Source organism: Paenibacillus hexagrammi, assembly GCF_021513275.1.
Classification (GTDB): domain Bacteria; phylum Bacillota; class Bacilli; order Paenibacillales; family NBRC-103111; genus Paenibacillus_E; species Paenibacillus_E hexagrammi.
Map to the genome: position 1 here is coordinate 2,765,883 of NZ_CP090978.1, position 20,640 is coordinate 2,786,522.

The following is a 20,640-nucleotide window of genomic DNA, read 5'->3' on the forward strand; positions in this document are numbered from 1 at the left end:
ATACAATTGGCTTGGATGGTTTATTCCTTCTAAGTTCCAGGCAATAAAAACCCACCTTCGGCTCGCAACCTTGGGGTGGGTTTTTACTTTCTCTTGTTGCTCGCATTGATATAAGTTAAAAGAGCAAGAATAAACATTCCAAATAAGAACATAATCTGGATTGCATCTTTAACCTCCATGGCCTCACCTCCTTTCAAAGGGAAACCATGCCCACCCAAGATTCAATTGTACTCTCACATTCTACCATATCAACCTATGAATGAACAGAACATTCGTTCGCCATTTTTCTTGCGTTCTATACGATGAAAAATAGGAGCAAAGGACCTTTTACATGCACCCCTTTATCGCCGAAAACATCTAACATAAGCTCAGAGAATCCATTTAAGACCTTATGGTGTTCCTCAAAATGCAGTTCTGCATTTACAAATCCTTAAACTTTGAGGGTTGACATACCGACCGTTGGTCTGTAATAATAAAAACATACCGCAGGTCGGTTTGTAATGCCGTGTGAATTATCCAGCTGAACTGCTCCCCCTATCCTATACCTATGGAGGTTTGAATGATGATAAACGAACAATTATTTAAAGTCGGTTTTACCAATTTGGATAAAGAGACGGACAATGTTCCCTTACAAGTATCAGGTTCGATTCCCGGTTGGCTGAGCGGCACGCTGTTCCGCAACGGTCCGGCTAAATTTACAACAGATTCAGGCTGGCATACGCATTGGTTCGACGGTCTCGCCATGATTCATAAATTTGTTATCGCGGGTGGCCAAGTTCGATATTCGAATCGCTTTCTGCGAACGAAAGCTTACGAATTGGCTATGACAACGGGAGAACTCGGTTCGGGCTTCGGCAGCTCAGCGGGCAAACAGGTGCAAGGAGGTAATAACACCAATGTCAGCATCGGAAAAATCGATGACCGCTTCGTTGCCTTGACGGAATCTCCCGGTGTTATTGAGTTTGACCCCCATACCTTGGAAACGAACGGTGTCTTCGAATTTGGTGACGGCTTTGGTGGACATTTCACAACGGCGCATCCGCATTACGACCTGACAACTGGCAGATATATCAATTTTACTGTTCAATTCGGCAAAGCGAGTACGTATCACCTGTATTCGATCGCCCCCCATTCCAGAAAGCGCGAATTGATGTGCACAGTGGAGACCGCTGAGCCTTCCTACATTCACAGTTTCGGGAATACGGAACATTATGTGATTTTGGCCGAATTCCCATTTGTCGTAAATCCGCAGGAGATGATGACCAGTGGGAAGTCGTTCATCGAGAATTTCCGTTGGAAGCCTGAACAAGGAACCAAATTCTTCGTCGTTCGCAAGTCCGATGGAGCGCTTGTGAAAACCTTCGAAGGTGAAGCTTTCTTCTCCTTCCATCATGTGAATGCTTTCGAGTACGATGGAGGCCTCGTTCTTGATGTATGTGCGAGCCGCAATGCCAACATCGTGGGCAGCTTGCAGGTCAGCAAATTAACGGATTCGAGCGCAGGAGACCGTAATCCGGTTCAATTCCGCAGATATACGCTTCCCTTCACATCGACAACAGCCCGTTATGAAATCTTGACTCCCGAGTCGGTCGACCTGCCGACAGTGAACTATGCCAAATTTAGCGGAACGGCGTACCGTTATGCGTATGGGATCAGTACTAGCAATGAACATCCCGAGAAATATGCCAATCAATTAGTGAAAGTCGATACCGTCTCAGGTGAATCGAAAATTTGGCGCGAACCGGGCTGTTACCCTGGAGAGCCTATTTTCTCGGAGAAGCCGCTTGCTTCCAAGGAAGATGAAGGTGTTATTTTGTCCGTTGTGCTTGACGGGGCTAAAGGTTCCTCCTTCCTGCTCATCCTGGATGCACAGACCTTCACGGAAATCGGCAGAGCAGCCGTTCCCCATCATGTACCTTTCGGCTTCCATGGAATGTTTACTGACGAATTATTTGAGCAAAAGCAAGAGCTGGCTGCCAACTGAGAAACACACCTCCCTACCATCCTCAATCGCTGCCGATGCATGCTTCCTTAGGCAGCGATTTTCCATCCCATCCATCCTCTCGTACGCTTCTTACTCTACAAAACACACAGCTACTCTCTTATTTCTTATAAAGATTCCATGAATGAATAAATCGAATGAGGCTTCTGCAGGTCTCGTGAGATCAACTTGCTGCACAGCATTTTTTCCGCATAAAGGAAGGAGATCGGTCCAGAACAGCTTGATCCACTCTAGCATATACTAAATAGAAGACTATAACTTGCTGGGGGGACTTCTCTTGAAACCTGCACACATTAGATGGCACGAAGCTTCCATTAGCAGAGAAACTCGCAATGTGTTAAACGGGCATAGAAGCTGTGTTCTGTGGTTTACTGGCCTATCAGCATCAGGAAAGTCAACGCTGGCCTTCGAGCTGGAACGGCAGTTGTATGCACGGCACATTCATGCCTATGTCTTGGACGGGGACAATCTTCGCCACGGAATTAATCAGGATCTCGGCTTTTCACCCGAGGATCGAAGTGAAAATATCCGTAGGGCGTCGGAGGTCGCCAAGCTCATGATGGATGCCGGTTTCATTACCCTCCTTACACTTATTTCTCCAAACCGTGAAGACCGCGCGCTGGCGCGTTCGAAATTTCAAGAAGGGGAATTTGTAGAGATTTATGTAGATTGCCCCATCGAGGTATGCGAAAGCAGAGATCCGAAAGGTTTATATAAGAAAGCTAGAGCCGGAGAAATCCGCATGTTCACGGGGGTTTCCGCCTCTTATGAGACACCGCTCACGCCTGAGATTACGGTTTCCTCTCATCTGCAAACACTGGAGGAATCGGTCGACCAGATCATCCGCTATCTCATTGACCATGGTTATATGACTCTTTGAGCACCATGTTCAGGGAATCCGCATACGTTACAATAGCACATTATCTGTCATGCAGGAGTCGAGCATATGCTTATCTTTATATTAGGCGCGCTGCATGCTGCGGCAGCAGCATCAACCGCAGCCAACCTTGCGCGGATAGTCCCTGGTTGGTCCATTGTTCCGATTGTAGATCGTCCTGGTGAGCGAATGAATCAAGCTTTATGCGGATATGATCAGCCCTTTTTTCTTACCCTTCAAGCCGGTGACTGGTTTCACGCCTCTTTTTTTCCGAACTGCAAGCTAAACTGCAGGAGCTGCCCGATCATATCTGCGGATTGATCTATGAGCGGGAGCATGAAGAGCTTTCAGGAGCACTTCGTCCTCTCGTTTGGAGAACGAGCGCTGTGATGAAGAACGGGCAGCCCGCTTTTTCAGAAGCCGACCGGCTTCCATTTATGGATTATGTATGCATGGATATGAAATATCAATTAGAATCGAAGTGGACATGGCAGCATGTATCCAGTGTCAAGTGGCACTCTCCTGTGATTAGAACGCCGTCTTGGGAGCGCGCTCAGGAGCAGTGGTCCCTTATCCATCCGATACTAGCCGCACACAGTAACATGGAAGCCTTAGCGAATAATCCAGAACAACCGTGTATAAGCATTAGCATTGTCATCTGCACCTACAACAACGCTGAATACTTGCCCTGGGCCATCCGCAGCGTCCTTATTCAAGATTGCTTCCATTGGAAGCTCCTGATTGTTGATGACGCTTCTACCGATTCAACGAGCCGAGTGCTCGATTCCTATAGGAATCACCCCAGCATTACGATCATTTCCAATGAGAGCAACCAAGGGAAGTCTAACTGCTTGAACAAGGCCATACAAATCGCTTCGAACGACTGGCTCCTTGAGCTGGACGCGGACGACTGGCTGCCTCCTGATTGCATTCGAAAGCTGATCCATGTCATTAGGGCAGCCTCGGCAGAAACAGCCTTGCTTCACGGAGATCATTACGATTGGCTGGAAAGACCCCGCAAGCAGCTGCTGTTCCGAGGACTGCGCAAAGGAACTCCGCACATCCAGAGGAAAACCTTGATACAGCAAGCAGCTCCGGTCATTCCCAGATGCTATCGGATATCGGCGCTGCGACAAATTGGAGGCTGGAATACGGAGAGTTTATTCGATGGGAGACTTTACGAGGATTTGGAAATTATTCTTCGATTGACCAAGGACAACGAAGAGGTTTATATCCCTTCTGCCTTGTATCATCGAAGAAACCGCCCTTCAAGCATAACGAAGCTGAATGCAGCCAAATATGCGCAGTGGGCTCAATGGGCCGAGCCGAACATAGAGAAGAAATGACCGGGAAATCCAGCATCAGTCGGATCCCGGCCCAAGCACTTAGGAAATAATATGAACCGATTGGATTTGGGGCAACGATATCGTTACCGTATTGGACGGTCCATAATCATAATAATAATACTGGCCACCGCTGCCTTCCAACGTCAAGCTTGAGCTGTTAACCGTAGTCAGTACGCCAATAAACATCTGATCGACCAGGATCACTTCAACGGTTTTTCCGATGGATGCCGTTAACATTTCAACAAATGACATGAGTTCGCCTCCCTTTTAGATATACGCTAGAATACTTACGGCAGGTATGAGAATCAGGTCACCATTCAGTCCTTGCAGCTCAATGAAATCCGTACCGATCATCGTAAGGGTTCCACTCTCCGCACCGGCTGCTGTGAACACGGTGATCAAGGTGTTAATCCGGTTGACGAGACCGGCTAATATGCCGTCTGACGGCGGATCCTCTTCTTCCCTGATCAAGAGATACGTAATCGAGTTTCCATTACCGAATGTGGAATACACTTCAAAGCCTTCGTTCAGCAGTTCCTTAATTACCTGAGATGCGTGAGCTCCTATTTGCAAAATCGGCAGGTCGACAGTGCTGTCAAAGCAGCTGATCACGCAGCTTTTGGACGAATACGAGACACCTGCCACGATCATGATAACATCGTTCATTCCTAGGCCTCCTTTTGTCTGTAAAACCGTCTTCCAGATGTTTACGCAGTCGGTACGGTAACGATAGGACGGAATCCGATCAATTGTGCGATGGAGAAGACAATGATTTGCTCAGGGGAATTATCGGTTGTTGGACGAATCGTAATGGTCCCTTTTCTGACGGTTTCCAGAATTCCAATTCTGCTTGGAGGTTCTCCTCCAGCTCCGGCTCCGCCTGCATTGAACACCTCGATCTCCTCACCGACAAATCTTCTAAGCTGAGATCTTAGGCCTCGTATGGATGCATCCTCCGGTACCGTCACATTGACGATCGGAGCAGGGGTCCTTACGGTAACTTCAGGCGCAGGCGTCGTTACATTCACGATCGGCGGCGATGTGGATACATGAATTTCTGGATTTGGAGCCTCAACGTTAACCGTCGGCGGAGGCGTCGTTACATTCACTTCCGGCGTTGGCGTGGATACGTTGACCGTAGGTGGCGGTGTCGTGAGATTGACCTCCGGGGAATTCACATTGACATAGGGAGTTACTTTTACCACTTTCGTTACTTTATGGACTGGACGTCTCCGGCGAGTCTTACCTTGATGGCAAGCGTGCTTGACTTTCCCAGTGCCGCGTCTCTTCGGCGAGCATTCACTGTGTTTGGTATGCTTTCTGTGTTTGTTAACTGAACATGCTTTCTTTGAAGCTTTGATCATGAGGACACCTCCGAAATTGTGTTGGATTTCATTGGATGCATTTGGATTTCATTCCCTTTCAACACCCTTACATCATACTCAGAAACGGCGGATCTCGTCCTAGACCGTCACCTAAATCTATGGGCAAGCCGTCAGTTCTTCTCTGCAATTTGTCTGAGCGCCTTCTCAAAGGCATGGACACTGCGTTCCCATGTCCACTGCTTCGCCTCCTGCTCGCCTGCCTCAGCAAGTTGATTACGCAGTGTGGGGTTCTCAATCAAGCGGATAACATCACTAGCCAGCCGCTGCTCGAATCGGTAAGACATCAGACCATTCTTCTCATGACGGATGTAATCGAGATTACCTCCACCATAAGTTGACACTAGGGCGGCTCCGCACTTCATCGCTTCGAGTCCAGGCAGCGAAGCCGTATCGTAGGTAGAAGAATTAACGAAGATATCCGTTTCGTTATAGTGATAGCAGAGCTCTGTATCGTTGGCAGGAGTTAAATATCGAAACGCCGGATGGCTTGCCTTGATTTGCTTTAGGATAACGGATGCTGCAAATTCATTAGGGGGCGAGAATAAATTAATTCGCACCTGCGGATAAGCTTTGTGCACCTTTTCCAATTGTTCAACCAAGTAGCTCTGCTCTCTGTGCCAGGAATAACCGCCCTCGGGGATGCGAAGAATAGCCGAAATTTGAATTTGCTCGTGCGGTTTACGAATTCGGTAGTTGGTAAAGCTCGAGCTGACGCCTACAGGGACGATATGACCTTCGATGCCATGATTCAGCTTGATCAGCTGCTGCTGCCAGCTGGATAACACGATGAGATGCTTCGTAACGTGGTAGGTGGGGAATGTGATATGATTATCGGGCAGAAAAGTGGGCTCGTAGCACAGACTAAGACGTACATGTACGCCTTTCCCGTTTCGGCTAGCTGATTCGGCCGCAGGTACTAAGGAATAGAAATTGGAGATAATTACATCTCCATAAGGGTAGTCATGCTCTTCAATCGTGTATGGCTGCCGGGTTCGCACAATTTTGGCTTGAATGGAGTATTCGATCGCACCGTTCTGCGGCATAAGGATCATGACCTGATGCCCGAGCCTGGTTAGCCCATTGGCAAGTTCGGCCAGCATTCGTTGGGCTCCTCCCATGCTTAAGGTCAGAATCGGAATGATGACGGTGAGACGCTCTTTCGCAATGCGCTGCTCCAATGCTTGGTAATACGTAGCTTGAACCTTGAGAATTTCTTTTTGAATAGCAGGCTCGAAATTTTTCGTCCCCATTGCTTCATGTACCCTGTATTTCACAATCGGTTCGTTTAGGTACTCAAAATCAAAATGAAACAAAACCCTCATCCATAAATCGTAATCCTGCGTGTATTTCAGTGATTCATTAAACAAACCGACTTGGCGGAACACATCCATTCGAAGCATGACGGTACATCCGTTAATGAAACAACCTCGCTGCATCGTACGGTAAAATTCCATTTTGTTCGGATAATAAATTCCGGCAGGGCCGCTGATCACTTGATTTTGGGCATCAATGTGCACATAGGAGCTGTAGCAGGCAGAAGCTCCAGTCTGCTGCATATAAGCGATTTGTTTGGCTACTTTGTCCTTCTCATACAAGTCGTCCGAGCTAAGCCACGAGAAGTATTCACCGCTAGCCTGCCGAATACCGGCGTTCAGAGCGCTCCCCGTACCTCCATTGCTTTTTTCTACATAGCGAATTCTGTTTTTGTAAGGTCTAATTTTGTCCGTATACCGGATCGAACCGTCGTTCACAACGACCACTTCAATGTTCGGATACGTTTGGTTTAGCGCGCTCTCAATCGCTTGATCGACATATTGACAGTTGTAAAAAGGAATAATGATCGATACCTTCGGATAAGTTTGCAAAACCAATCTCCCCTAACCTAACTGTAATTACCACTTTCTGCGGGAAGAGATTTCTTCCAATACGTCCACGATATGCGTTTCAAAGCGACTATGCGTTAAGCGCTCAGCGCTAAGCTTACCTCCGTGAGCCAGCTTCGAGGCAAGTTGTTTGTCGCTAAGCACCGCGCAGATTCCCTGGGCAAGCCGCCTTGGATGTTGAGGTGCCGTGACGTACGCACTCTCCATATGGGTACAAAAATCCATAATGCCTCCTGAGTTGGTGGTGACAACCGGGGTCCCGCAAGCCATTGCCTCCAAGGGAGGAAGTGAGAAGGCTTCAAACCATGAGGAAGAGACAAATACATCGGATGATCGGTACAATTCGGCCATCTCATATTCATTCGCCGGAAAAAAGGCCTGTTGATGTAAGCCGGGAACGGATAACGCACGATCCGGACAAATCAGATGAATCATGAACGATCCGTTCCATTCTCGATGCACAATCTGCATCGCTTCTTTGAAGTCATTGAAGCCCTTCAGCGCATACCCATCTTCCGCAGCTCTAGCGATGTAGAGAATAATCTTGTGCCGATCTGGATCAGCAGCACGTGCAGCTGCCCGAGCAGGGTCAGCGAAAAATACGGCAGGGTCCACACCTAACGACACAACCGTGCTGCGCTTCCGGGTATGCCGATAGATCTGATCATCCAGCCATCTTGAAATGCTAATAACAGGAACACCTTGCATATAGGTCCAAAGTGCCTGTTCCTTGGCAGGGACCCAAAGCGGTTCAAATCCAAGACTTAACCGCACGCACTGCTCCGGCCACGCCTGATAGGCGGGAAAAAAAGTCGTATAAAAGTTAGGCAGTACAAGATCTCCATACGGAATCGTTTCGTGCGTTAAAGCGGGAACAACCGTAAGCTGACATGGAATCGGATATTTAACTGTTCCGGACTTAGGAATGACGATTTCCACATCATGACCTCTCTTCGTTAATGCGCCAGCGATATCGACCAGCACTTTACATCCGCCGCCAATATGCAAATCAGCTACAGGCATGACGATTTTCATGGAATCTCCCCTCACCATTCAGATACAATTCGTTACCAGTTAAGATCCTTTTCGTATCCGGTTTGAATCAGTAGTTCACCGGCAACTTGCGTAAACCTCATCTTCACTTCCTCATCAAATTCCTCTTTCCAACCGCCTACTACACCTTTTCGAAATGTAGAGGAAACTTTGCTGTCAATGTTCTTCTCCATCTCATTGGCCAGTTTTTCCAGCGGCATCGTCGGAGTACGGTCCTTCCAAATGTGCTCAGCAATCCGCAGGATCGTCCGTTTCCTTGATTCAGCTGAGGTCATGAGCTGTTCATAAGTGATGGTCAGTACGTCATCTTCATGCAGCCACCCGGTGAATAGTGCAAACCACTGACGTATATTCGGATAATCCCGAATGCCATCAATAAGTAGCAGGTAGCGTTCTTTTTGACTTTGCAGGGAGATCAGGTCCTGATAGATGGGGTAATGAGGAACCGATTTGACGATATAATATGCCAACGATACGAGCACGTCCCTTAGATCACGAATCATAAACACGGTTCGAATCGGCTTCTCACGCAAGAAATTCGACCACATCTTCGAATAATACAAGTGTCCCATATAGACTTCATTAGGCTTTGCGTTCTCCAGGATCGGGAACTGCAGCTTCATGTGCTCCGGCTCACCTTCATAAAGCACCGTAGATTGCAAGACAGTCCCCGGTACTCCCAGGACAATTTGATTCAGCAGATTCGTGCCGCTTTTGGGAACAGTGTTCAATAAAATAACAGGCGTTTGTTCACCTTGCTCCATGTTTCCTCTCCTCTCTTTGTCCAGTCACACTTAGGGTATGTATGAATGAACATAATGAACCTGTGAAAATGTCTATCTTTATTCAAAAAAAGCTGCATGCTTGTATGAAAAATTGACACCCATTTCCAGTTCAGAGGGTAATTAGTCCAATACATTGCGGAAACATAGGAATACGCTGAACCATCTATCGCAAAGGAGTGACCTGTACATGGTTCGTGGCACAAGAGTTCTAGTAACTGGAGCCGGAGGCTTCATAGGCAGCCATCTTACGCAGCATTTACTTGCTGAAGGAGCCAATGTTCGCGTATTTATCCGCTATAATTCCGCCAATTCACATGGATTTCTGGATACACTCCCTACTTATATTCAAAAAGAAATAGAGATCATCAAAGGAGACTTGCGTGACCCCTACGCCGTCTATCGGGCAGTCAAAGGAATGGATGCCGTCTATCATCTGGGCGCACTGATCGCGATCCCCTATTCCTACCAACATCCTGCGGATGTCGTGCAAACCAATGTCGTCGGTTCGCTAAATGTCGCACAAGCAGTCTTGGAATTGGGCGTTCCCCGGCTAGTTCATACCTCGACGAGCGAAGTCTACGGAACCGCCCGTTATGTACCCATGGACGAGAAGCACCCCCTGCAGGGACAATCGCCCTACTCAGCCAGCAAGATTGGCGCGGATAAAATTATGGAAAGCTTTTATTGCTCCTACAATCTTCCCGTCGTCACTGTCCGTCCGTTTAATGCTTATGGTCCAAGGCAATCCATGCGCGCCGTGATTCCGACCATTATCAACCAAGCGCTGCACCGGGATGAAATTGTTCTGGGCTCTCTGGCAACAACTCGCGATTTCACATTTGTTGAAGACACGGCACGTGCCTTCCGCTGCGCTGCAGAATCGGACGCTGCTATAGGTCAGGTTGTAAACGCGGGTTCGAGCGCGGAAATATCGATTGGTGCCTTGGCGGACAAAGTCCAACGCATCATCGGCACAGCTCTGCCGGTGCGAGTGGCCACCGAGCGACTGCGCCCCGAGAAAAGTGAAGTCGACCGATTATTCTCCGATAGCGGGAAGGCAGCTGCCGTACTAGGCTGGAAGCCTGAAATATCTCTCGAAGAAGGCTTAACGAGGACGATTGAATGGATGAGACGCCATCCGGAGCTGTACCGTCCGAATGAGTACGTCGTGTAAGGAGGGTTACTTGTGGAGGCAGTAATTATGACTGGCGGCAAAGGGATGCGGATGGCGCCCTATACCAAGGTGCTTCCCAAAGGGCTTCTGCCCGTTGGCGAACAACCCATCTTGAGCATCATTGTCAAACAATTGCGTCATTACGGTTTTACATCGATCACAATGGCATGCGGGTATTTATCCGATTTGATCCAAACCTACTTTGGCGACGGAAGCGCTTGGGGAGTCTCCATACGCTACCATGTCGAGAAGCAGCCCCTAGGCACAGTAGGACCGTTAGCTAGTTTACAGCGTCCGTCAGGACCCTTTTTGGTGATGAACTGTGATGTACTGACTACGCTGGATTTCAGACAATTTATGCAATTTCATACGTCCGGCGGCAGCTTGCTTACCATTGCTTCCCAGCAAAAAGGTGTCCCTATCGAACTGGGTGTTCTGGAAACAGAGAATGAATATGTAACGAATTTCATCGAGAAACCGATGCGGAGCGCGCATGTCAGCATGGGCATTTATATGATGAACCCCGATGTTGTCGATTTCATTCCGACCGAACAATTCTTTGACATTCCCGATCTTATTCATGCTTTGCTTGCTGCGGACAGCTCAGTCCGACATTTTGAGAACGACGCCTTCTGGCTCGATATCGGACGAATCTCAGACTATACGGCTGCCAATGACCAATTTGAGCAGTGGAAAACAGCTTTACTTCCAGGTGAAGCTACATGACCGCTCTCGGTCTGGTTTTGATAACAGGAGTCAATGGTTTTCTTGGAAAGCATGTCGCTGAAACTTTATTATCCGATGGCTTTGCAGTCGTAGGTACTGGCAGAAGTTCTTCGTGCCGGCTTCAGCACGAGCGGCTTCAGTACGTCCGTCTAGATATGATGGACGAAGCCGGGATCCAATCACTGCTTCGCAGCTATGAGTTTACACATATTGTCCATTTGGCGGGAGCGAATGATGTCAGGAAATCTTACGAAGATCCAATGCACACTCTGGGAGTCAATGTAGGAGGAGCCTTGTATCTGCTGGAGGCTTTGCGGCAAATCAATCCCGCCCAGCTGCAAGCGTTCGTTGCGGCCGGAACAGCCTACGAATATGACCTTAAGGGCTCCCTCTTGAAAGAGGACTGTCCTGTACTACCGGTAAGCCCCTATGCCTGGAGCAAGCATATGATGACCTCAGTGCTTCGAATGTACGGTCGAATCTATCAGCTGCCAACCCGGATTGCGAGAACCTTCAATCTGATAGGACCTGGCGGCGGAGCCGGTGCATGCTCTCAATTTGCACGCGAAGTCGCTGCCATGGAAAAAGGAACCTATCCTGCCATTCTACAGACAGGTAACTTGGAAACGAAGCGCGATTTTCTTGATGTCCGTGATGCGGCCTCCGCATACTGCAGGCTGTTATTAGCCAAGTCGCCGCTTCCCGGCTCCGTATATAACGTTTGCAGCGGCCATGCTTACTCACTCAGAGAAATCGTTCAACTGTTGAAAAAGCATGCCCGCATTCCTTTTGACATTCAAATCGACGCAAGTCGGTTTCGCGTTAGCGACGTCCCTCATCTTGCAGGCAGCTGTGAAAAGCTGAAGCTCCACACCGGCTGGGAGCCTAGTATTCCATTAGAGCAGTCTGTGTTGGATACGTTAAACGAATATAGGGCAACAGCCCCGTAGAGGAGGAAGCATTCCACTATGAAGATTATGACGGTGCTAGGCACAAGACCGGAGATCATCCGGCTTAGCCTGGTCATTCCGAAATTGGATCAACATGCGGATTCACACATTCTGGTTCATTCCGGGCAGAATTATGACCGGTCGCTGAGCGATGTATTTTTCGAACAAATGGGCATCCGTCATCCGGACGTTCATATTCAGCTTCCCACTCATTCGCTAGGCGGACAGATCGGCGCAATGTTTACGGAAATTGAACAAGTCATCACCAAAGAAAAGCCCGACCGGATGCTGGTGCTTGGCGATACGAATTCCGCTCTGACAGCATTCATCGGGGAACGAATGGGTGTTCCGGTCTACCATATGGAGGCGGGCAACCGCTGCTACGATACACGTGTGCCCGAAGAGATCAACCGGAGAGCGATTGATGCGATCTCTTCTATTAATATGCCTTACACGCCAGGCTCCAGAGAAAACCTAATTCGCGAAGGCATGTCTCCCCAGCGTGTATGGATGACAGGTAATCCGATCTATGAAGTCATCCAGCATTACGCAGAACCCATTGGTCAAAGCGCCATTCTTGATCAACTGGGACTTGAAGCAGACGGTTATATTCTGGTAACCGCCCACCGGGCTGAAAATGTGGATAACGAGCGTCGGCTTCGCGATATCGTCCAAGGTCTCCATCTGGTCGCTGAAGGTGAGCGGATGCCCGTAGTCTGCAGTATCCACCCGCGAACTAAAGAGAGATTGAACCGGCTCGGCATTACGCCCCCCTCCCCGCTTATCCGATTTATGCCTCCGTTCGGCTTCTTCGATTTCGTCAAGCTGCAAAGACATGCAGCCTGCGTGATTACCGATAGCGGTACCGTACAGGAGGAAAGCTGTCTGCTCGGCATACCTGCCGTCACCATTCGACAAAGCACGGAACGGCCTGAAACACTGCTGTGCGGAAGCAATCTGCTGTCCGGCTTGGAACCGGAGCGAATCGCTTCGAGCGTTCGGCTCATGATGCATAACCGCCATGCTTGGCCGCAGCCCGAAGGATATTTGGATCCGCATGTATCTACCAAAGTTGTCAATCTTGTGTTAGGAGGACAAAGCTATGTTTCGTGACCAAACCATACTCATCACCGGCGGTACGGGATCATGGGGACAGGAATTGACCAAGCGATTATTAGTAGAGCAGCCCAAACAAATCCGCATTTTTTCCCGAAATGAATACGCTCAAGTGAATATGCACCGCAAATTTGGCTTTCATCCTGCACTTCGATTTATGATCGGTGACGTACGGGACTTGACAGCCATGGAAGATGCGTGCCGAGGTGTTGATTACGTATTCCACCTGGCTGCACTGAAGCATGTGCCCGTTTGTGAAGATCAACCCGACGAGGCATTGAAGACCAATGTAAACGGCACGGATAACGTGATACGGGCAAGCATACGCCAACAAGTGAAGAAAGTCATCGACGTCTCCACCGACAAAGCCGTCGACCCTACGAACTTCTACGGCATGACAAAAGCCCTCGGTGAAAAAATGATGATCAAAGCAAACGATCTGAGCGACACAACTCGATTCGTCTGCATTCGCGGAGGCAACGTGCTCGGTACGAACGGCAGTGTCGTGCCTTTCTTCAAGCACTTGATTGAACAAGGCAGCGACCTGCCGCTGACTTCACAGGATATGACCCGATTCTTCCTGACTTTGCCGGATGCCATCAATCTGCTGCTGCAAGCAGCTCAAACTTCGGTTGGCGGTGAAACCTATGTGATGAAGATGAAAGCATGCCGGATCACCGACCTGGCTCAGGTTCTGATTGATCGTTTGGCCAGAACCCCTGTCACCACCATGCTGATCGGTATCCGGCCCGGAGAGAAGCTGCACGAAGTGCTTATCTCTCAGCATGAAGCTCCCAGCACGTATCGATACAGTGACCAATATTACGTCATACTTCCCTCACACGCACCTGAATCGACAAAAAAGCAGTATGCACACTTAAGTAAAGCAAATTTGAAGGAATACGCTTCTAACGATGAGCTTCTCGTGCCGGAGCAAATCGAAGCCATGCTGGAGGAAGGAGGCTTCCTTCCGTGAAAATACTCATACTCGGCAGTCGCGGAATGGCCGGTCACATGATATCCGCTTATTTATCAGCGAATACAGATTGGGAGATTTGGGATTCAGCAAGGGGCATCCCGGCTCACGGCCGATTCGTAACCATGGACTTTACGAACACGGAAGCTCTGAAAAGCGCGCTCGATCGCATTCGTCCCCATGTTGTCATCAACGCTGCTGGCATCTTGAACGAGCAAGCAAGCCGTAAACGCACAGAATCGATTTATGTGAACAGCCTTCTTCCTCACCTTCTTACTGACATGGCCTCCATCTATGGCTTCCGGCTCCTTCATATCAGCACAGACTGCGTATTTTCCGGAAAAAAAGGAGACTACTCCGAAACGGATACAGCAGATGGTCTTACGGACTATGCGAAAACCAAGAGTTTGGGCGAAGTCATAACCGGGCCGCACCTTACAGTGCGCACCTCCATTATCGGTCCCGAGCTGAAAGAGGACGGCATCGGCTTGTTTCATTGGTTTATGCGGCAAACCGGGATTATTCAGGGCTATACGCGAGTATACTGGAATGGAGTAACAACGCTCGAGCTGGCCAAAGCCATCCATTGGTGCCTGCTTCATCCCATAGAAGGCCTCCTGCACCTTTCTGTTCCAGAGAAGGTATCCAAATATGAGCTCCTTCTATTGATGCAGGAGCACTTTCACCAGGATCGGGTAACCATTGAGCCCTACGACGGAATTCATTCAGACAAGAGTCTGAATGCTACGCGAGAGGACTTTGCCTATCAAACAGCGGCTTATCCTCAAATGATGGAAGAACTGCATGCATGGATGAGCAACCATCCTACTCTTTATGCATACTAAGCCTACAATCCATGATCTTGTATTCCCCAAAGGCACAGCTATGTCTTGGGGAATTTTTGTTCACATGCGCCCGCTACGCTTCTCCAAAAACTTCTGAGCCCTCCAATTACCTTTATTGGCAGTCTGGCTCCACTTTGTAAGGTTATTTTAATCTGATGTCCAATTTGTAAGGAGGTGGCACTTGCATGAGAATTGACATCGGTTGCGGCTCCGTCAAGCACCCGGGCTGCTGCGGCATCGATATCCAATCCCATCCTGAGGTGGATGTTGTTTGTGATATCGACAAAGGTCTTCCCTTTGCGGATCAATCTGTTGAATTCGTGATGGCCAGCCGTATCCTCCCCTACGTGAACGATTTCGTGAAAGTAATGTCCGAGATATACAGGGTTTGCGCGGATAGAGCGGTTGTTTGTATTCTGGCTCCTTATGCTCACAGCTTCCATCACGTCACGAATCCTTATTTCAAGCAAAAATTTGATGAGCATTCGCCCCGTTTTTTAACGGAACACTTTTTTCAGCCCCTCATGGCGCTGTAAGTCCGGAAATCTTGAACTATTCGGCAGCTCCCCTGCCCTACGATTTTCGACTCCTGCGAATGGAACTCTTCTATCGCTCGCCATTCCTCCCGCCCCTTTATGAAGCTGAGGAGCTGGAGATGCTGAAGACCCTTCAACCGAACGTGATCGACGAAATTATGTATCATTTTCTCGTCGTCAAAAAGCCGATCTGTGAGGATGAGCTCATTTGGTTCAGCCGACAGGAACATCAGGAACCGCTGCATGCAGCTACCATGCGCCTTTCAATAGAACCTAATGCGGCGGAAACCGAGCTTCTCTCCACCGATTCGACAGCAGAGCAGCCGCTTGCCAGTAACGGAATCAAGAAGTCTTCTGGCTCCCCTACAAGTAAAAGAAAACGTCCGCGCCAAGCCAAACGCCGAGTTATCAGCTCCGCCAAGCGAAGGCGTAACTTCCCATAACCAATTCTCATATTCACCCCATTTTGCACATATGATGAAAACATCGCCAATCATTTACATGTTTCATCAAGGAGGTGACAACGATTCCTCTCGTCGTTCGATCCACGATCAATGCTACAGGCGCTATTACTTTCACCGGGAATACGCTGGGATTAAGCCGTTCCGGCACAGCCGGTGTACCTGGAACCGAGGATAGTATCGGTGCCTTCACGACAACGAATACGACTTCCAAATATGGCTCTTATCCAAGTGGAACGACTAATGTGTATACCAGCAACAGCTCGTCGGCTGTTCTCACAATACCCTCAGGAAGCACTGTGTTATATGCAGAGCTAATTTGGGGCGGCTCCTACATTGTAGGCAATGTCGATTTAAGCTCCGCTATCAATAATGCTGTAACCCTTGTGACTCCTGCGGGGTCTTTTAGTGTGACGCCGGATAATAGTACGAAGAATGAGGTGAATTTAGGCAGCGGCGCCTTCGCGTATGTCCGAAGCGCCAACGTAACCTCTCTGATCCAGCAGGGTGGTGCAGGTACCTATACGACAGCCGGAGTGGTCGGTACAATTGTCATCAATGACGATCCGACCGCCAACCATGCCGGCTGGACACTTGGTGTCATTTACCAGAATCCTGCACTCCCCTTTCGGAATATGTCCCTTCGTGCAGGAGCCATTCTGGTACAGGCAACTTCCTCGGCCGTTAATACAACCATAACCGGATTCGCAACGCCCATTTCAGGTGCCGTAGGCGGAAGAGCACTATTCAGTGCTCAGGAAGGCGATGCAAACCGCACAGGCGACAAGGCGTTGTTCGGACCGACTACCTCTTCACTGACTGCGTTGTCGGGACCGAACAACTTTGCCGCCAACTTCTTTGCTTCACAGATTAACAATGATGCAGGCCAACTGAATACGACCGGTACGTTCGGGACCCGTAATCAGACCAACGGCACTCCCGGGACGAATATCTCCGGCGGACGTCAAGGATGGGATATCACCAATGTCGATATTTCATCCACCTTAATCAATAATCAATCAAGCGCAGTTCTACAGCTTACAACGTCGGGCGATGCATATGTAGTAAACGCCAACGCCATTCAAATCGACATTAATTCCCCCAACATTAGCGTTACGAAATCAGCCAATGTGACCGGCAGTGTACTCGGAGATACGATTACCTACACGGTAACGGTCAGCAATTCGGGTAATGCCAATGCCGCTAGTGTCGTGGTGTCCGATGCTATAGCAGAAAATGCCACGTTCGTAACGGGCAGCATTACAGTTGGAGGGGGATCAGGCCCACCTACGATATAACAGCAGGAGTGCCCATCGGCTCATTAGCCTTCGGATCATCCGTAACCCTTACATATAAAGCAGTCGTTAGTTCCTTGCCCACAACCTTGCAGCTGCCCAATCAAGCGAACGCCGCTTTCACCTTCCAAAGCGTAGCGGGAGGCTCCGTCATTTCGGGGGTCATTCCTTCTAATACGGTAACGACACCAGTCTATAACCCTAAGCTAACTCTGACCAAAAACGCGAGCACGAATAACGCGACCGTAGGAAGTACCGTCACTTATACCATAGCCGTAAACAATGCGGGCAACATTGCGGCAACCGTCACCGTGCAGGACAATATTCCCAGCGGCAGCACGTATGTGGCAGGCAGCTTCAAGTCAACGGTTCGGCCGTTTCCGGAGCGAATCCGGCAGCCGGCGTTGCAATCGGGACTGTCCCGGCGGGCACAACCTCTATTGTTACGTTCCAGGTGCTTGTCAACTCTTTGCCCTCGCCCCCCAGCTGGTGGATCAGGCAACAGCAGCCTACACGTATCGGCCGCCTGACGGGCGTACTATATCCGCTTCCGCAACGTCCAATTCCGTTACGATTCCTGTCACACTTCCAAGTGTAACTTTGAGCAAAAGCAGCTCTCTGCCGGACGCATCCGTAGGAGATGTGCTGACCTACTCATTCGCTGTTACCAACACAGGTCTCAGTGAAGTCAATCAAGTACGACTGATTGATGCTTTACCCACGGGGAGCAGCTTCGTCTCAGGCAGCGTCACGGTCAATGGCGCAGCGAGGAGCTCTGATGCTCCTTCAAGCGGTATTTCTGTCGGTACGATTTCATCTGGAACGACCGTGAATGTATCCTTTCAAGTTCAAATAACAAGTGTCCCAAGTCCCGCCCAGCTTTCGAATCAAGCCAGCCTTACTTACAGCTCCGGTACATTCAATGGCGTTGCGCTGTCTAACAATGTTACGACTCCCATCTACCAACCTGTTATTGGCATTTCCAAGAGCGCCAATACCACTACTGCTGTCGTCGGCGATACCTATCAATATCAATTCAGCGTTACAAATAGTGGGAATATCGCTTCTACTGTCACGATCACAGACAGCCCGCCAAGCGGAACCTCCTTTGTGGAAGGCAGTGTTACGGTCAATGGCACTGCAGTCCCCGGGGCTTCTCCGATAGCTGGAATCTCGGCAGGCTCCATTGCCGCCGGTGCAACCGCGACAGTTACATTCTCCGTCACATTAAACGGTTTGCCTTCACCCCCGGTTCTGACCAACAAGGCTCAAGGGACATATACCTATCAGCTCCCTTCAGGCAGAACGAAATCGGGATCGGTTTCATCGAATTCGCTCAATATTCCAGCTTCAGCACCCAATGTTAGTGTCAGCAAGTCTGCAAGCAGTGCCGATGCGACGGTCGGTGATGTACTTACTTATTCAATAAATATGACTAACAATGGTGTAGCCACGGTCACTCATGTCGTACTGTCGGACTCTGTTCCGAGCGGGGCTGTTTTTATCGAGGGTTCACTAACTCTCCGCGGTGTCACGCAGCCATCGGCAAATCCGGCGTCACTGCCCATCGGTATTATCCATGGTTCGGAAACCGTACCTGTTACCTTTCAAGTACGTATAGCACAAGTACCTTCGTCATCCGAGCTTGACAATCAAGCGGTCGTCACTTTCAGATCAGGAGCGTTCCTGGGTACCGTATATTCGAATCCAACGGCAACGACTATCCTGCAGCCCGTCTTTCAGATTGTAAAAACTGCAAATACGACAGCAACAACACTTGGCAGCGCTCTTGCGTATACCGTTCAAGTCAAAAACGTCGGCAATGCGCCCGCAAATATCACACTTAGCGATCCAATTCCAGCAGGAGCAACCTTCATCACGAACAGTGTGATCGTGAACGGCAGCCCTGTTCCTCAGGTTGCGCCTGATACAGGTATACCAATTGGCACCCTGGCACCGGGAAGTACAGCAACCGTTAGCTTTGGTGTAACCGTATCCTCCCTTCCTACCCCTCAGTGGCTTACGAATCAAGCGACGGCAGCTTACACGTTCACACTATCCGACGGACGAAGCGTTACTCGTTCGAGCACTTCCAATACATTAGAAATACCCATATCCGTCCCGATGGTCAGTCTTGATTTATCAGATCAGGTTACAGCGGTAATCACGGGAGATACCATTACGTACACCGCAGCGATAACGAACACAGGTGCAAGCAGCGTGAACAATGTTGTCTTATCAACGATGCTGGATGCAGGCACTGCTTTTGTGCCGGGCAGCGTCACTGTCAATGGATCTCCTGCGCCGACAACCGATCCTGTATCGGGTATTCCAATCGGTAGCCTTGCGCCCGGCGCAACAGCTACTGTGACTTATGAGGTGAGAATCGAAATGCCGACAACGAATCAAATCACGAACCAATCGACGGTGAGTTTCACATCGGGGACTTTCTCGGGATCGTCTACTTCCAATACGGTCGTAACTCCGGTCACACAGCCCGAAATATCCTTGGTGAAAAGCGCTAGCACGCAAATTGCAACAGTCGGAAATAACGTTGTGTATTCCGTCGTTGTAAGTAATACAGGCAATTTACCTGCCAACGTAACACTAACGGATACTATTCCTGGGGCAACCGCCTTTGTGCCTAACAGTGTTGTTGTCGGAGGCATGCCCCAACCCGATGCCAGTCCAGCAACTGGCATTCCTGTAGGAACCGTAAATCCGGGCAGCTCGGTTACCGTATCCTTTGCACTCGTGATTAACACCTTGCCAACACCGCAGACGATTATGAATCAGGCTTCCGCTACCTATACATTTACCCCACCTGACGGCCGCCTGTTAAATGGAACGGCTGTGTCCAATACGGTGACGGTCAATGTGTCTACACCAAATGTCGGCGTTGTAAAGAATGTCAATACGGACGTTGCCGTTGTCGGCGATACCTTAACCTACTCGACTACGGTCACGAATGCAGGAATCGATCCCATTCAAAATGTAGTTGTCTTAGATGCTCCCCCAGCTGGTACGACCTTCGTTCCGGGAACTGTGACGGTCAACGGCGTGTTACAGCCGGATGCCAACCCAAGTAACGGAATTCCGCTAGGTACCATTGCGGCAGGCAGCAGCGGCAGCATTGCATTTAATGTTCGAATCCCTTCCTCCCTAGCTCTGGTATCATTACGAACCAGTCGAACACAACCTTCACCTCCGGGACTTTCTCCGGCGTAAGC

The 20,640-nt window shown here is 49.4% G+C and carries 22 protein-coding genes; 15 read left to right on the forward strand and 7 right to left on the reverse strand.

Annotation, left to right across the window (positions count from 1 at the left end; all coding sequences use genetic code 11):
- Positions 1 to 83 precede the first annotated feature (83 nt).
- Positions 84 to 179 (reverse strand): competence inhibitor ComI, encoded by a 96-nt coding sequence (gene comI, locus L0M14_RS31525; protein ID WP_311198876.1) that lies wholly within the window; start codon positions 177 to 179, stop codon positions 84 to 86.
- Positions 180 to 559: 380 nt separating this feature from the next.
- On the opposite strand from comI, the gene L0M14_RS12240 reads away from it, so the two are divergent.
- The 4 genes from L0M14_RS12240 (at position 560) to L0M14_RS12255 (ending at position 4,225) form a co-directional block, all read left to right on the forward strand.
- Positions 560 to 1,984 (forward strand): carotenoid oxygenase family protein, encoded by a 1,425-nt coding sequence (locus tag L0M14_RS12240; RefSeq protein ID WP_235122336.1) that lies wholly within the window; start codon positions 560 to 562, stop codon positions 1,982 to 1,984.
- A gap of 295 nt (positions 1,985 to 2,279) precedes the next feature.
- Entirely contained in the window at positions 2,280 to 2,882 is a 603-nt protein-coding gene (cysC, locus tag L0M14_RS12245; protein ID WP_235122337.1) for an adenylyl-sulfate kinase, read from the forward strand.
- Positions 2,883 to 2,948: 66 nt separating this feature from the next.
- A complete protein-coding gene (locus tag L0M14_RS12250; RefSeq protein WP_235122338.1) occupies positions 2,949 to 3,200 on the forward strand; it encodes a hypothetical protein in 252 nt (83 codons plus the stop codon).
- A 68-nt stretch (positions 3,201 to 3,268) separates the two neighbouring features.
- The gene (locus L0M14_RS12255; protein WP_235122887.1) at positions 3,269 to 4,225 is read left to right on the forward strand and encodes a glycosyltransferase family 2 protein; all 957 of its coding nucleotides are present in this window, start codon (positions 3,269 to 3,271) and stop codon (positions 4,223 to 4,225) included.
- A gap of 39 nt (positions 4,226 to 4,264) precedes the next feature.
- Here the strand turns inward: L0M14_RS12255 and L0M14_RS12260 are convergent, their stop codons facing one another.
- The 6 genes from L0M14_RS12260 to L0M14_RS12285 form a co-directional block, all read right to left on the reverse strand.
- Positions 4,265 to 4,477, reverse strand: a complete 213-nt coding sequence (locus tag L0M14_RS12260; protein ID WP_235122339.1) for a hypothetical protein — start codon at positions 4,475 to 4,477, stop codon at positions 4,265 to 4,267.
- A gap of 15 nt (positions 4,478 to 4,492) precedes the next feature.
- Entirely contained in the window at positions 4,493 to 4,891 is a 399-nt protein-coding gene (locus tag L0M14_RS12265) for a hypothetical protein (RefSeq protein ID WP_235122340.1), read from the reverse strand.
- Positions 4,892 to 4,932: 41 nt separating this feature from the next.
- On the reverse strand, positions 4,933 to 5,589 hold the full coding sequence (locus L0M14_RS12270; protein ID WP_235122341.1) for a hypothetical protein: 657 nt from the start codon (positions 5,587 to 5,589) through the stop codon (positions 4,933 to 4,935).
- A gap of 131 nt (positions 5,590 to 5,720) precedes the next feature.
- The gene (locus L0M14_RS12275; protein ID WP_235122342.1) at positions 5,721 to 7,475 is read right to left on the reverse strand and encodes a glycosyltransferase; all 1,755 of its coding nucleotides are present in this window, start codon (positions 7,473 to 7,475) and stop codon (positions 5,721 to 5,723) included.
- A gap of 27 nt (positions 7,476 to 7,502) precedes the next feature.
- Positions 7,503 to 8,528, reverse strand: coding sequence for a glycosyltransferase family 4 protein (locus L0M14_RS12280; protein ID WP_235122343.1), 1,026 nt, complete (start codon positions 8,526 to 8,528; stop codon positions 7,503 to 7,505).
- 32 nt (positions 8,529 to 8,560) lie between these two features.
- The gene (locus tag L0M14_RS12285; RefSeq protein ID WP_235122344.1) at positions 8,561 to 9,310 is read right to left on the reverse strand and encodes a sulfotransferase domain-containing protein; all 750 of its coding nucleotides are present in this window, start codon (positions 9,308 to 9,310) and stop codon (positions 8,561 to 8,563) included.
- A gap of 208 nt (positions 9,311 to 9,518) precedes the next feature.
- On the opposite strand from L0M14_RS12285, the gene L0M14_RS12290 reads away from it, so the two are divergent.
- The 11 genes from L0M14_RS12290 (at position 9,519) to L0M14_RS12340 (ending at position 20,638) form a co-directional block, all read left to right on the forward strand.
- On the forward strand, positions 9,519 to 10,505 hold the full coding sequence (locus tag L0M14_RS12290) for an SDR family NAD(P)-dependent oxidoreductase (protein ID WP_235122345.1): 987 nt from the start codon (positions 9,519 to 9,521) through the stop codon (positions 10,503 to 10,505).
- 12 nt (positions 10,506 to 10,517) lie between these two features.
- A complete protein-coding gene (locus tag L0M14_RS12295; RefSeq protein WP_235122346.1) occupies positions 10,518 to 11,231 on the forward strand; it encodes a sugar phosphate nucleotidyltransferase in 714 nt (237 codons plus the stop codon).
- Positions 11,228 to 12,181 carry a GDP-mannose 4,6-dehydratase gene (locus tag L0M14_RS12300; RefSeq protein WP_235122347.1) on the forward strand — a complete coding sequence of 318 codons (954 nt, stop codon included), beginning with the start codon at positions 11,228 to 11,230 and terminating at the stop codon, positions 12,179 to 12,181. The genes L0M14_RS12295 and L0M14_RS12300 overlap by 4 nt, the downstream gene beginning before the upstream one ends.
- Before the next feature lie 18 nt (positions 12,182 to 12,199).
- On the forward strand, positions 12,200 to 13,294 hold the full coding sequence (gene wecB / locus L0M14_RS12305; protein ID WP_235122348.1) for a non-hydrolyzing UDP-N-acetylglucosamine 2-epimerase: 1,095 nt from the start codon (positions 12,200 to 12,202) through the stop codon (positions 13,292 to 13,294).
- Positions 13,284 to 14,273, forward strand: a complete 990-nt coding sequence (locus L0M14_RS12310; protein ID WP_235122349.1) for a polysaccharide biosynthesis protein — start codon at positions 13,284 to 13,286, stop codon at positions 14,271 to 14,273. The genes wecB and L0M14_RS12310 overlap by 11 nt, the downstream gene beginning before the upstream one ends.
- Positions 14,270 to 15,118, forward strand: a complete 849-nt coding sequence (locus tag L0M14_RS12315) for a dTDP-4-dehydrorhamnose reductase family protein (RefSeq protein ID WP_235122350.1) — start codon at positions 14,270 to 14,272, stop codon at positions 15,116 to 15,118. The genes L0M14_RS12310 and L0M14_RS12315 overlap by 4 nt, the downstream gene beginning before the upstream one ends.
- Before the next feature lie 185 nt (positions 15,119 to 15,303).
- A complete protein-coding gene (locus L0M14_RS12320) occupies positions 15,304 to 15,654 on the forward strand; it encodes a methyltransferase domain-containing protein (protein WP_235122351.1) in 351 nt (116 codons plus the stop codon).
- Positions 15,655 to 15,773: 119 nt separating this feature from the next.
- Positions 15,774 to 16,097, forward strand: a complete 324-nt coding sequence (locus tag L0M14_RS12325; RefSeq protein WP_235122352.1) for a hypothetical protein — start codon at positions 15,774 to 15,776, stop codon at positions 16,095 to 16,097.
- A 74-nt stretch (positions 16,098 to 16,171) separates the two neighbouring features.
- Entirely contained in the window at positions 16,172 to 17,413 is a 1,242-nt protein-coding gene (locus tag L0M14_RS12330) for a DUF11 domain-containing protein (protein ID WP_235122353.1), read from the forward strand.
- Positions 17,414 to 17,487: 74 nt separating this feature from the next.
- A complete protein-coding gene (locus L0M14_RS12335) occupies positions 17,488 to 17,940 on the forward strand; it encodes a DUF11 domain-containing protein (protein WP_235122354.1) in 453 nt (150 codons plus the stop codon).
- Entirely contained in the window at positions 17,900 to 20,638 is a 2,739-nt protein-coding gene (locus L0M14_RS12340) for a beta strand repeat-containing protein (RefSeq protein ID WP_235122355.1), read from the forward strand. Before L0M14_RS12335 ends, L0M14_RS12340 begins: the two co-directional genes overlap by 41 nt.
- The last annotated feature ends 2 nt before the right edge of the window (positions 20,639 to 20,640 follow it).

Bases quoted from the DNA above. Each gene is read 5' to 3' on its own strand.
- L0M14_RS12260 (WP_235122339.1), bottom strand. From the start codon at position 4,477: ATGTCATTTGTTGAAATGTTAACGGCATCCATCGGAAAAACCGTTGAA.
- L0M14_RS12265 (WP_235122340.1), bottom strand. From the start codon at position 4,891: ATGAACGATGTTATCATGATCGTGGCAGGTGTCTCGTATTCGTCCAAA.
- L0M14_RS12310 (WP_235122349.1), top strand. From the start codon at position 13,284: ATGTTTCGTGACCAAACCATACTCATCACCGGCGGTACGGGATCATGG.
- comI (WP_311198876.1), bottom strand. From the start codon at position 179: ATGGAGGTTAAAGATGCAATCCAGATTATGTTCTTATTTGGAATGTTT.
- L0M14_RS12285 (WP_235122344.1), bottom strand. From the start codon at position 9,310: ATGGAGCAAGGTGAACAAACGCCTGTTATTTTATTGAACACTGTTCCC.
- L0M14_RS12325 (WP_235122352.1), top strand. From the start codon at position 15,774: ATGCTGAAGACCCTTCAACCGAACGTGATCGACGAAATTATGTATCAT.
- L0M14_RS12290 (WP_235122345.1), top strand. From the start codon at position 9,519: ATGGTTCGTGGCACAAGAGTTCTAGTAACTGGAGCCGGAGGCTTCATA.
- wecB (WP_235122348.1), top strand. From the start codon at position 12,200: ATGAAGATTATGACGGTGCTAGGCACAAGACCGGAGATCATCCGGCTT.
- L0M14_RS12300 (WP_235122347.1), top strand. From the start codon at position 11,228: ATGACCGCTCTCGGTCTGGTTTTGATAACAGGAGTCAATGGTTTTCTT.
- L0M14_RS12320 (WP_235122351.1), top strand. From the start codon at position 15,304: ATGAGAATTGACATCGGTTGCGGCTCCGTCAAGCACCCGGGCTGCTGC.
- L0M14_RS12255 (WP_235122887.1), top strand. From the start codon at position 3,269: ATGAAGAACGGGCAGCCCGCTTTTTCAGAAGCCGACCGGCTTCCATTT.
- L0M14_RS12270 (WP_235122341.1), bottom strand. From the start codon at position 5,589: ATGATCAAAGCTTCAAAGAAAGCATGTTCAGTTAACAAACACAGAAAG.
- L0M14_RS12280 (WP_235122343.1), bottom strand. From the start codon at position 8,528: ATGAAAATCGTCATGCCTGTAGCTGATTTGCATATTGGCGGCGGATGT.
- L0M14_RS12250 (WP_235122338.1), top strand. From the start codon at position 2,949: ATGCTTATCTTTATATTAGGCGCGCTGCATGCTGCGGCAGCAGCATCA.
- L0M14_RS12240 (WP_235122336.1), top strand. From the start codon at position 560: ATGATGATAAACGAACAATTATTTAAAGTCGGTTTTACCAATTTGGAT.